Below are 12,363 nucleotides of genomic sequence, written 5' to 3'. Positions count from 1 at the left end.
TACATGTAAATTTTCTCTCTTAATTTTTAATTCTGTCAACAGGTAACCCTGTAAACTATATTATTTTGCTGTAAATTTAACAACCAATTCCCATTCCATATCTGTTGCCGCTCCATCAACTTTGGCAGGCAACCAGCTTGGCATTAAATTTATGATTCGAATTACTTCTTGATCACAGGCGTCTGTCAAACTTTCAACAATCGCCACGTCTGTTAATTCACCTGAGCTTTTTACCATAAATGAAGCAACTACTTCACCTCCAGGGTTTCCGTCAGGGTGTTTTAAATTACTAAAAACAAACTGCATCATTTTCATATCTGCACAATCTACATCTGTGGGGTCATCACAACCAGGAAATCTAGGTTCGTCTTCCTGCGCATGAGCACATTGAGCAAATAAAACAAAAGCGCAAACAATTATAGAGGAAAATATTTTTTTCATGAGAATGTTTTTTAAGCAAAGGAAGTCCTTGTTTTAAAGGTACCTATTTTTTATAATATCAATAGAATTGTATCCATCCTTATAAAAAAATCATACCATAAATGGTTTTTGGCTAAAACAAATTTAATTTATTTTTTTGAATACTTCTAATCTTTCTATCTTATTTAACCTAAAAGTTTAGTTCAATAGTATACAAGTCCCTAAAAAATTCTTGGTTTTAACTTTTTTTCTACTCGATTTTTAATCCCTTGAATCGACAATAGGGCGCTTTTTCTGAATCCTTATAATCTTCTTACCTAAATAGCACTGCTACTTCGTGCTTCCTACAAAGTAATGATCTAAAAGAAATAAAACATATATTCTACAGAATTTCGACCATTCAAACTTAAGAAGGAGCAATAACTTACTTTTAAAGTACAAATTAACAAAAAAAATAAATTAACACAATTTTATATTGACTGACAACGAATGCCATTAAAACAGATTCTACCTCCAAATAGACAAAATAAAAAGTCTTCTATACTCTTGGAGTATAGAAGACTTAGGAACACCTACTAATAAGTAGCTGTACGATATTTAGATGTTACTGTTCTACTGTTTCCAAAAGAATAGAAACATTATTAGACAACACCTCCAAGAAACCACCACTAGTAGTATACTCTAACACTTCATTGGTGTCAGTAGTTACCGTGATTTTACCTTCCTTTAGAGAAGCAACAATAGGTGCGTGATTTTCTAGAATCTCTAGCTTTCCGCTTGTGCCCGGAGTATTAATTGCTTTTACAGCACCACTAAATACTGTTTTTCCAGGTGTTAATATGATTAATTCCATATTCTTTTTTATTATAGAAGAACTAAGAATTGCACATCATTACTGACCAACAATTCTTAGTTCTAATGCTTTACTTTAATTCAAGTGTTTATTAAGCTTCAACAACTTCAGCCAACATTTCTTCTCCTTTCTTGATAGCATCTTCGATGGTACCAACTAAGTTGAATGCAGCTTCTGGATATTGGTCAACTTCACCATCCATAATCATATTGAAACCTTTGATAGTATCTTCGATATCTACCAATACACCTGCTAACCCTGTAAATTGCTCTGCTACGTGGAATGGCTGAGATAAGAAACGTTGTACACGACGAGCACGGTGTACGATCAATTTATCTTCTTCCGAAAGCTCTTCCATACCCAAAATTGCGATAATATCTTGCAATTCTTTATAACGTTGCAGGGTAAAGATAACGCGTTGAGCACATTCGTAGTGTTTCTCACCAACAATTGCTTTGGTCAAGATCTTAGACGTAGAATCCAATGGATCTACCGCAGGGTAAATACCCAAAGAAGCCAATTTACGACTAAGTACCGTTGTAGCATCCAAGTGAGCAAATGTTGTTGCAGGAGCAGGGTCTGTCAAGTCATCCGCAGGTACATAAACTGCTTGTACAGATGTAATAGATCCACGTTTAGTAGAAGTAATACGCTCTTGCATCATACCCATTTCCGTTGCCAAAGTTGGTTGATAACCTACTGCTGATGGCATACGTCCTAACAAAGCAGATACCTCAGCACCAGCTTGTGTAAAACGGAAAATATTATCAATAAAGAACAAAATATCACGTCCTTTAGCTTCGCTTGGGTCTCCATCACGGAAATACTCTGCAATCGTCAATCCAGATAGCGCTACACGAGCACGGGCTCCTGGAGGCTCATTCATCTGACCAAATACAAAGGTAGCTTTAGAGTTTTCCAATTCTTTCATATCTACTTTGGACAAATCCCAGCCTCCTGCTTCCATAGAGTGCAAGAATTTTTCTCCATAAGTTACGATATTAGACTCAATCATCTCACGCAACAAATCATTTCCTTCACGAGTACGCTCTCCTACACCAGCAAATACAGACAATCCAGAATATCCTTTTGCGATATTGTTAATCAACTCTTGGATTAATACTGTTTTACCTACACCAGCACCTCCAAATAAACCAATCTTCCCCCCTTTTAGGTAAGGAGCAATCAAGTCTACTACTTTGATACCTGTAAACAAGATCTCAGAACTTGTTGATAGTTCTTCAAATTTAGGTGGTTTGCGATGAATAGAGCTTCTCGCAGATTTTGCACTGATCGTTTGAATACCATCAATTGTTTCACCTACTACGTTTAATAGACGACCTTTTACTTCGTCTGTTGTAGGCATCATAATAGGAGCACCTGTGTCTACACAAGCTAGTCCTCTTTTTAGACCTTCCGTACTGTCCATTGCGATAGTACGAACACTGTCTTCACCTAAATGTTTTTGGCATTCCAACACCAATACTTCACCATTTTCTCTAGTTACAGTAAGGGCATTCAGAATTTCTGGCAATTTGGCACCTTCAGCAGAAAAGCTAACATCTACAACAGGACCAATAATTTGTTTGATACGTCCAATATTTTGTGACATAAGTTGTGGACTTTATAATTGTGTTCGATAAATAATCTATTTCTAATTTGCGGCAAAGATAGAGCTTTATATTGTTTTTCAAAAGAGTTTCAAAAATAAAGTCCTAATATTTTGAAAATTATTAAAAAAAAAAGGAGCAAACCACCATAATTCCTTAATCCTTAGTCAAAAAATATTTTTTTTAGAATCCTTTTATTACAAATCTTAACAAACAAAATCTAGCTTTTGACTCGAATATTCTTACCTTTATCGCCTTGCACAACAAGGCATTTTAAGACTCCAATAAAACATTCTCTTGTCTTCTATTTTTGAACAGAGCGACCAAAAACCTCACAAACACTAATAATCAACAAGTTGCCCCCAAACAAACCGCAAAAAAATACATGATTATCATACCGATATAAGTATTTTTTTATTTTAATCCAAGACAAACACCCTTTTGATACCATTCTGTTAATACAAAAATACTTGATCTACCTAGTTAAATGACACAACGTTTATTGCTTATTGAGCTACTTTTGCTGGTTTCTATTTATGCTTCTAATGCCCAAATTCAAAAGGTTTGTATCCAATCAATTGATATTGTCGGGCACAAGAAAACAAAAACAGCACTTATTCAGAACGAATTGAATATCGCTGAAGGAGATTCGATTCTTTTAGAGAGTTTAATGCCAAAATTGGAGCAAAACAAGCGTTTTTTAATTAACACGCTCTTATTTAATTATGTAGAGGTCAAAATCGCTAAATGGGAAGGACAAGCAGTTCATATTTTAATTATACTCAAAGAGTCTTGGTATATTTTTCCTTTGCCTCAATTCGAGCTAGCAGATCGAAATTTTAATGTTTGGTGGACTAGACACAACCGAGATCTCAAACGAGCCAACATTGGGCTGTGGTTGATTTGGCGTAATTTGACAGGTTACAACGATTTGTTAAAAGTAATTGTGCAATTTGGCTATACTCGAAAATTTGAATTGGATTACACCCTTCCTCCTATGGGCAAAAAGCGAAAATTTGGATTCAATATCAACGCTTTGTACTCTGACAATAAAGAATGGGCTTACAATACCATCAACAATCAATTGGCATTTTACAATGACTTTGATGCTACTGAACGGCAATTCCAACGCATCAGAGGAAGTATTAGGGGGTACTACAGAAGAACGTTATTTGAAGTGCAACGACTGGAACTAACATTTTTACAACTTAACATTAGTGATTCCATTGTTACCTACAATCCCGATTTTTTTCTAAATCATCGAAAAACGCAACGTTCTTTTAGCTTAAAATATACCTATACCCTAGATAAGCGAGATATTCAAGCTTACCCGCTTAATGGCTTGTATTTTCAAGCTCAATTAAAAAAACAAGGTCTTGGTATTTTTAAAGACATCAATCAATTACAATTAACTGCCCGCTTAGGCTATTATGTACAAATATGGAAATTCTTGAGTATTGCCACCAATTTAAAAGCTCGTTATAGTTTCATTCGTTCTGAAATGCCTTATTACAACAACAAAGCATTAGGTTTTAACGAAGATTTTGTACGGGGTTATCAATACTATGTCATCAATGGTCAAGACTACCTACTATTTCAATCTGATATTAATTTTAAAATTTTAGATGTACAAATTCCATTGTTTAAAAAATTTCCAGTAAGTTATTTACAAGCTCTGCCTTTGAAAATACACCTTCGTTATCATATAGATTTTGGTTATGTGTGGGATCGTTTTTATGCACAAGGCAATCAGTTGAGCAACACAGATTTGATTGGAACAGGGCTTGGAGTAGATTTAATTTTCTATTCTTATAATATAATTGTGCAATTTGAATACACTTTTAACAAAAATGGTGAAAAAGGCTTATATTTACGCTACCGCTTTAATTTTTAAAACACCCCAATCCTCTATTCTATTTTGAAGATAGCCATCTACAGTCGATTCTTAAAAAAAGACCATATTTCTTTTGTGCAAATTCTATTTGATATTCTAGCACAAAGAGATGCGGAGTTGTTTATATTCGAAGAATATTATCAAAGCTTTGACGATAGAATCAGAATTCAGCAAAAATTAGAACTGTTCAAGGAACATGAAGATTTTAAAGCTCAAAATATTGACTTCATGATTAGCTTAGGGGGAGATGGAACTATCTTAGATCTGGTAACCATTGTTCGAGATACGGGTGTTCCTATTATGGGAATCAATTTAGGTCGATTGGGTTTTTTAGCTATGATTGAAAAAAATCGAATTGAGCAAGCCCTAGATGCTTTGTATAGCGATAGTTTTACCTTAGATCAGCGTTCTATCTTATATTTGGAGTCAAGCCCTTCTATTTTTGGAGACAAAAACTTTGCTCTAAATGATTTTACCATTCTCAAACGAGACACCTCTTCGATGGTTATCATCCATACCTACGTTAATGGGGAGTTTTTAAACTCTTACTGGGCGGATGGAATTATTGTCGCTACGCCAACAGGTTCGACAGGTTACTCATTAAGCTGTGGTGGACCTATTATATTTCCAAAGTCTGGCAATTTTATCATCACTCCTGTTGCACCTCACAACCTCAATGTTCGTCCTATTGTTTTGTCTGATAATGCAGTTATTTCTTTTGAAGTAGAAGGGCGGGCAAAAAACTTCTTATGCACCTTAGATTCGCGTTACGAAACCATTGATACTCATTTTCAATTGGCAGTACGTAAAGCAGATTTTCAAGTCAATCTAGTTCGATTTACGGATCGCAATTTCCTATACATGATTCGAGAAAAACTAAAGTGGGGAATCGACTCTCGAAATTATTAGTTTTTGGGGAGGGGAATTTATCTACAAATTTTTGTGTTTCGTTTTAGTAATACTTAGCTACGCTGCTACTGCGTGGTCGTTTTTTTTGTAAAAGACTAAAAAAGCGTTGTCTTAACCTGACTATAAATCTTTTCAAGAACTTAAACATAAAACTACCGCCTATTCATAATCAACTATGCAATACTCATGCATCGAAGTTCACGAAATAAGTAAATTGATACGATTTACTGTGTGAGTGCTTTGCTTTTAGTTAGCTGCGCTGCTACTATGTGGTTTCTACGAAGCAATATTGAGAAGTTATCAACAATAGTCATTTTCTAACCTTTGATTTCAATCGAAGCTAAGTTTTGAAATTCTACCTTTAATTCTTCATTCAACACTCTAGTATTCAACTATGAACATAGCCTACTTAATCCCTGCGCTACTGATTAGCACCATCGTTTATTGGATTGGCTTGTGGATCCTCAACACCCTATTTTTAGATGAAAATGAACCCAAGAAAAGCTTTCGAAAAGCAGTACAAAAATTATTTTCTGACCAACAGATGCATTGGGTAGATCGTTGGATCCTTGCAGAAAATTTAATTGCTATTGTTCTTGGGTTTTGCTTTTTGAGCATAGTCTATTACAAGGGTTGGGTATATGGTGAACAAGCATTTGATGTTAATAACCCACAACTGTATCTGCCTCATTCTGTCATCATTTTATTAAGTTTCTTGTGTAGCATTCCTTTGGCTATTTGGGTATTACGTTTATTCTCTCTAATCATATTTTTTACTTCTTTTGAAATCGTTTATACGGATATTCATTGGTTGAAATGGGTACTTGAGTGTTTCAATAAAGAAAAAAAGAAAGGCTGTTTGTATTCTATTTTGAGATTTTTACATTTTTTTGTATTGTGTATTCAGTTTCTTTTTTCTTTTACCGTATCTTACGGTCTTTTACTAATCGTATTTGGTATTAATTAACAAAATAGATTGGTTGTTAAAGTTTTTTATTAAAAGAAAAAATTAGTTCAATCAACAACAAAAATGAATTTCACCTCGTTTTTAACAATGCAACCCTCTTCTTCATTCCTAAACACTTCCATTATAGTAATAATCTTCTACACATTTTATTCATTTACATAGTATGCTGACTCTTTGGCAAACTAACGATTTAGGACGGATTTTTGTTCAATCAAAAATTTGTTAACATTTTAATGGCTTAAAACAACATTCAGTGAGACATATATTATTACTCAGTTGTATTGCTTTTTTGGCAACGATTAACACAACGAATGCTCAATATTGGGAAGTGAGCGGAATGGGAGGTGTAACTTTTTATCATGGTGATTTGGCCCCCGATTTCTCTATGCAAACACCAGGTGCAGCGGGAAGCTTTTTTGTACGCAGAAATGTAGACCCTAGAGTTTCTTTGCGCATAGGAGCTAGTTTTGGAACGATTAGCGCTTCAGACAAAAATTCTTTGAACGAATACAACAAAGCTAGAAACTTGAGTTTTCAGTCTACTATTTTTGAAGGTTCTGTAGGACTAGAATTCAACTTTTTGCCTTTTCATCACCACTCACAAAAAGGTAGAAATCACAATCAATTTTCTCCCTACTTGGTCGCAGGTTTCGGTGTTTTTCACCACAATCCTAAGGCAGAATACAAAGGAAGTTTGTATGAGCTACAACCTTTAGGTACAGAAGGGCAATCGGTGGGCGAAGAATATTCTCTAATTCAACCTTCTTTAATTTTAGGGGCTGGTATCAAAATAGACATTAATTCTGAATGGGGAATTGTTATTGAAGGAGCTACCCGAATTTTATTTTTTGATTATTTGGATGATGTTGCAGGAGAGTATGCCGATAGTCGTTTGATTGCATCTCATAGAGGATCTTTGGCTAGTGCTGCGATTGGTTTGGCAGATCGTTCGGGAGAAGTTGGGCAAAATTTGGGTAGACCAGGACGTCAACGAGGGGACTCCAAAACCAACGACGGTTATACAATGTTTACCATAGGCATTTTATACACTATGCACCAATACCACTGCCCTTCTTGGTAAATTTCAAGATATTGGAACATTAAAAACTCCATTTTTACTTACATACTACTCAAAAAGAAAAACCTTTTGACAATTGGTCAGTTAAAAGGTTTTTTTTATGTCCTTAGACTCCGTACATTGTGTAGCAAAACAAAACAGAAACACCAAATATAGACCAAACCAATGCGAAAACTGTTATTCGTTCTCTTAATTTTTACATTAAGTATTATAAGTTTAATTCTCTTATTCAACACTTTTACCAATTCCTCTAAGCAGAACAAAATTCAAACAGCTAAAGGACTTCCTGAATATCCAAAGGCAAGCCAACATTTGGCTAGTGTTTTGCGCATCCCAACAACCTCAGATAGTAATAGTGTCAAACATTTTAATCAGTTTCATACCGCACTTCAAACCTTTTACCCAACACTTTTTAGCAACCCTAATGTAGAGTGGCAAAATTTTGAAGAACTTAGTTTGGTAGCAAAATGGATTGGCAGAACGCCTGAATTAGCTCCAATAGTACTGGTCGCAGAACAATATGTAGAGGAACCTGATTTAGAGACGATTCCTCAATGGAGTTACAATCCGTTTATGGGCAAAATTGATCGAGGATTTATTCATGGGCAAGGCACACAAGGCGGCAAGGCAGCTTTAATGGCTATGCTAGAAGTTTTTAATGACTTGGTTAGTCAAGATATCCTTCCTAATCGAACCATTTATTTTGCTTTTCCTCATAACTCAGAGCAAGGAGAACTAGCCCTGATACAAGCTCTAAAACAAGCGAAAATTCAACCTGAATTTATTCTAAAAACGGGCGGTCTAATTTGCCAAAATATGCTTTGGAGTACCTCAATGCCTACGGCTCTAATTGGGATTGGCACACCATCTGTATCCAAGGTATTTTTAGAATCTCAAAATGTTCCTCAAGAAGTTTTGCAACAACATATTCAGCAATTACAAACAGTACTTCCTTTTGTTGATATAGAAAACAAAGCTGTACAACAATTTACCAACTATATTAGCCCAGAACTAAACTTTAGCCAGCGTTTGGTTTTTTCTAACCAATGGTTGTTGAGCAACATTCAGCAAAAATGGTTACAAAAAAATACTTTAACCAAAACGTGCTTTGGACACAATATCTACGTAGAGCAAAACACAGCAGATAGTACCAACAAACAAATTACAGAGTTAGCTTTTGTAGCTCCTCAAGTCCTAGCTAATTTGGAACAGTGGTTGAAAACGCATTTACAACATCCACAAATAAGATTACTAAAACAGCCTCAAATTCAATACACCAACCAAACATTAGCACCTGTTGACAATCGCACCTATCAATTTATTAGCAATACTTGCAAAGAAATTTTTCCTAATATAATTACAGCACCTATACTAGTACATCCTCCCTCCAAAATTAATTGGCAAGCTAATATTGATGCAGACATTTATTATTTCCATCCTGTTGTTTATACTGCCGCAACATGGGAGAAACAGCAACAAAAAATTGATGCTAAAATTAGTGCTAAAAACTACCAACAAATGATGCAATTTTATTACCAACTAATTAAAAATCGAATTTAACTTAATCGGCTTTATCCAACAAGCTTCGATCTCTAATTTGATATTCTATCATGGCGTTTTGTTCGTCTATTGCCACTTCAAAAACGCCTTGTTCGTGTAAGTTTTCCAATTTTAGTTTGGCTTCATCCATGGATACTTGCAATTTGACACAAACAAGTGTAGGAGTCAACCTCCCATCGTGCTCAATGGCTAATTTCAACATTGCTGCATCTGGAATTTTTATTTTCTGTTGTTGGGATAGTTCTAATGATAGCTTATCTTTTTTTGCAGGTAGTTTTCGTAACACTGGTGCAGCTGTGTGCAAGGATTGATTGATTACATAAATCTGTTGAAAACTTTGATTGTACAAAACATTAACTTTTTTAGCCTTTGTCAAGCGACGAAGTAAGGCTTTGGCATCCAACACATTGATTCCAAAAATAACCACCAATTCTGCAATAGTAATTTGATAGTCGTTTACATGAGATAAAATAACGGAAATAATTTCATCTTCAGATAGACCAAATAATTCAGCAGGCAATGAATCAAACAAGGGAACACGTTCTATCAATTGATAAACACCTTTCATACTTCCATTTGCATCATAATAACGCCTCAAAGCTCCTGACATTGCTAAATAAGCTAGACGACTCGTCGCTTCTTTTTCTGTCAAATCGGTTGCTGTTGCCAATTGCTTTTCTGTAATAAAATTATTTGACTGAGCCATAATTTTAAAAATATCAGCATCGGTTGCTTTGTGTTTGGTATCATTATATACTTTTTGATAATGAGCTTTCACTGCATAATAAATTAATGCAACCATAAAAATTATAATCCCAATCAATACAACTAAAGCAAGTACTTTCATTTCTAGTTTATTATATCATTGACATTCCATAGAGCAGCTACACCAATAACAACCAACAGAACAACTTCCTAATTCGTTCATTACTAGTTATTTTTTTGTAAATAGATCTCATCAAAAATCCGTTCTTAGCCACTCCTTATTATTCCAACAAAGACCGATCTCTCAAGTGATATTCCATCACATAATTATCCTCATCCACATCCATTATAAAAGCTCCCTGCTCGTATAATTCTTCTAACTTTTGCTTGGCTTCATCTATAGAGATTTTCTTTTTCAAGCAAAGTAATGTAGGAGTTAATTTCCCTTTATGGTTGATGGCTAATTGTATTACATCAGCATCTGGGATTTTAATACGTTCTTGTTGTGGTAACTTTATTTTTTGTAATTGACGCTGTTGAGTTTTGTCTCTAAGTCGAGGTTCTTTAAGGTGAATCGTTTGATTGATTACATAAATGTGATTGAATCCTTTTCTAAGAACACTAATGGCTCCATTTTTTTTCAAACGCTGAATCAAAGCTTTCGCCTCATAGATATCAATACCAAAAATAACTACTAATTCTGCTACCGTAACTTGATAATCGTTAACATGCAACAAAATCATTTCCACAATTTCTTTGTCTGACAACGTATCTATGTTCGTTCGAACAGACGAAATCAATGGTACCTCTTCTTTGAGTTGGTATATCGCCTTGCCTGTTCCGCTAGAATCGTAATAACTGCGTAATACCCCTTGATAGGCAAGATGCATAAAACGAACTTTCGCCTCTTTAAGATCCAAAGAAGAAGAAGCAACCAACTGCTCTACAGTTAAAAAATGATTTGCCTGGGTCATCATTTTAAACAAATCTGCGTCTGAAAGTTTATGTTGACTCGCAGCATGTTGTTTTTTTAATCTATTTTTTGACCAATATACAATGGCTGCAATGAACAGAAAATATAAAATAATACCTATAATAATCAGTGCTACCTTCATTGTTCCAACAAATTTTTATCTCTCAAATAATATTCTACCAAGGCATCTTGTTGATTGACATCTATAATAAACGCCCCTTGCTCGTATAAGTCATCTAGTTTTATTTGCGCTTCTTCTATTGATATGTTTAATTTTAGGCAAACCAATGTTACGGTCAAACGTCCCTTGTGTTCAATAGCTAAACGAAGTATATCCGCATCGGGAATTTTTAATTTTACAATCTCTCGCTCTTGTTTGCTTTCTTTAGGAAGCTTGATCTTAATTGGTGGCGAAGATGATTCAAATTTAGGCGTTCCCTTTATCAAAGGATCTTTTACAACATATATTAACGAAGTTCCTTTCCACAATCGTTTCACCAAACCGCTTTTTTTCAATCGTTCTAGTGTTTGTTTTGCCAATTCGATTTCTATTCCAAAAATGATGACCAATTCTGCAATTGTAATTTGATAATCTTTTGAATAGCTCATTACCGCATCAACAATTTCTGTCTCCGTCAAACCTTCTATGCTAATCGGTAAAATATCGTCCTCTGGTAACGCTTCTTTTAGTTGATAAACCGTTCGCATGCCACTACCATCTTGAAATTTTTTCACGATCCCTTTCATCGATAAATAAGCTAATCGATTCGCAGCTTCTTTTTTGCTCAAGGCAGAAACCATTGATAATTGTTTGGCTGTGAGAAAATGATTGGCTCTAGACATTAATTTAAAAATCTCTGCATCTGAAAATTTACTCCTACTTTTCTCATATTGATTTTTGTAATATATCTGAATCATCGGAATACATCCCAAGAGTAAAAACATAATCAAAAAAAATATAAAAGAATCTTCCATTTTTACGCCTTGATTTTTATCTAGTTGGATATACGAATAGCAACTTTCCAAGATAGCAAACTTTTAATCGTTTCGAAATATCTTTGCCCTAAATCCTAATAAACATTTTTTTTAAGTTTTTTTTAGGGGAGGTCAAAAACTCAAACGACAGTACTTTAAAACCTTTTTTATACTTAACAAAGAATAAAGATTTACACAACAATGATAATTTACTATTTAATTTTAGTTTATATTGCTTAACTAATACGATTTTTCAACGGAGTAATGTTTAACCATATCCCTAGAAATAAATTGCAACCTATTGAAATCATGGATTTAAAGGGTTCCTTTTTGAGAATACGCCCACATTATTCTGATAAGGTAATAGCTCAAAATCCTTCCGAAGAATCCTCCATTCTTCTTTATACCATTGATTAATT

General features: G+C 34.5%; 12 protein-coding genes. 6 read left to right on the top strand and 6 right to left on the bottom strand.

Annotation, left to right across the window (positions count from 1 at the left end; genetic code table 11):
- Window positions 1–60 precede the first annotated feature (60 nt).
- The 3 genes from CG11_RS22360 to atpD all read right to left on the bottom strand — a co-directional run bounded on the left by CG11_RS22360 (window position 61) and on the right by atpD (window position 2,885).
- Complete coding sequence (locus CG11_RS22360; protein ID WP_052599084.1) at window positions 61–441, bottom strand: energy transducer TonB; 381 nt, start codon at window positions 439–441, stop codon at window positions 61–63.
- Between the two features lie 583 nt (window positions 442–1,024).
- The gene (atpC, locus tag CG11_RS22355; protein WP_052599083.1) at window positions 1,025–1,273 is read right to left on the bottom strand and encodes an ATP synthase F1 subunit epsilon; all 249 of its coding nucleotides are present in this window, start codon (window positions 1,271–1,273) and stop codon (window positions 1,025–1,027) included.
- A gap of 91 nt (window positions 1,274–1,364) precedes the next feature.
- On the bottom strand, window positions 1,365–2,885 hold the full coding sequence (gene atpD / locus CG11_RS22350) for a F0F1 ATP synthase subunit beta (RefSeq protein WP_052599082.1): 1,521 nt from the start codon (window positions 2,883–2,885) through the stop codon (window positions 1,365–1,367).
- 485 nt (window positions 2,886–3,370) lie between these two features.
- Between atpD and CG11_RS22345 the strand changes: the two genes are divergently transcribed.
- The 5 genes from CG11_RS22345 (at window position 3,371) to CG11_RS22325 (ending at window position 9,291) form a co-directional block, all read left to right on the top strand.
- Window positions 3,371–4,777: a BamA/TamA family outer membrane protein gene (locus tag CG11_RS22345; protein WP_052599081.1), complete on the top strand. Its 1,407-nt coding sequence runs from the start codon at window positions 3,371–3,373 to the stop codon at window positions 4,775–4,777.
- A 24-nt stretch (window positions 4,778–4,801) separates the two neighbouring features.
- Window positions 4,802–5,686, top strand: a complete 885-nt coding sequence (locus CG11_RS22340) for an NAD kinase (protein ID WP_052599080.1) — start codon at window positions 4,802–4,804, stop codon at window positions 5,684–5,686.
- Window positions 5,687–6,080: 394 nt separating this feature from the next.
- Window positions 6,081–6,653, top strand: coding sequence for a hypothetical protein (locus CG11_RS22335; protein WP_052599079.1), 573 nt, complete (start codon window positions 6,081–6,083; stop codon window positions 6,651–6,653).
- 253 nt (window positions 6,654–6,906) lie between these two features.
- Window positions 6,907–7,734 carry a DUF6089 family protein gene (locus CG11_RS22330; protein ID WP_063833184.1) on the top strand — a complete coding sequence of 276 codons (828 nt, stop codon included), beginning with the start codon at window positions 6,907–6,909 and terminating at the stop codon, window positions 7,732–7,734.
- A gap of 162 nt (window positions 7,735–7,896) precedes the next feature.
- On the top strand, window positions 7,897–9,291 hold the full coding sequence (locus tag CG11_RS22325) for a M20/M25/M40 family metallo-hydrolase (RefSeq protein ID WP_052599077.1): 1,395 nt from the start codon (window positions 7,897–7,899) through the stop codon (window positions 9,289–9,291).
- A 1-nt stretch (window position 9,292) separates the two neighbouring features.
- On the opposite strand, the gene CG11_RS22320 is transcribed toward CG11_RS22325, so the two are convergent.
- The 3 genes from CG11_RS22320 to CG11_RS22310 all read right to left on the bottom strand — a co-directional run bounded on the left by CG11_RS22320 (window position 9,293) and on the right by CG11_RS22310 (window position 11,944).
- Window positions 9,293–10,138 (bottom strand): hypothetical protein, encoded by an 846-nt coding sequence (locus tag CG11_RS22320; RefSeq protein WP_052599076.1) that lies wholly within the window; start codon window positions 10,136–10,138, stop codon window positions 9,293–9,295.
- Window positions 10,139–10,277: 139 nt separating this feature from the next.
- Entirely contained in the window at window positions 10,278–11,111 is an 834-nt protein-coding gene (locus tag CG11_RS22315; RefSeq protein ID WP_052599075.1) for a hypothetical protein, read from the bottom strand.
- A complete protein-coding gene (locus tag CG11_RS22310) occupies window positions 11,108–11,944 on the bottom strand; it encodes a hypothetical protein (RefSeq protein ID WP_156039862.1) in 837 nt (278 codons plus the stop codon). Before CG11_RS22310 ends, CG11_RS22315 begins: the two co-directional genes overlap by 4 nt.
- 264 nt (window positions 11,945–12,208) lie before the next feature.
- Between CG11_RS22310 and CG11_RS30230 the strand changes: the two genes are divergently transcribed.
- Entirely contained in the window at window positions 12,209–12,361 is a 153-nt protein-coding gene (locus tag CG11_RS30230; protein ID WP_156039861.1) for a hypothetical protein, read from the top strand.
- Window positions 12,362–12,363: the final 2 nt, after the last annotated feature.

This window comes from Aureispira sp. CCB-QB1 (assembly GCF_000724545.1).
In the GTDB taxonomy this organism is placed as follows: Bacteria; Bacteroidota; Bacteroidia; order Chitinophagales; family Saprospiraceae; genus Aureispira.
Note: the sequence above shows the minus strand (reverse complement) of the source record. Positions and strands in the feature narration are given on the sequence as shown.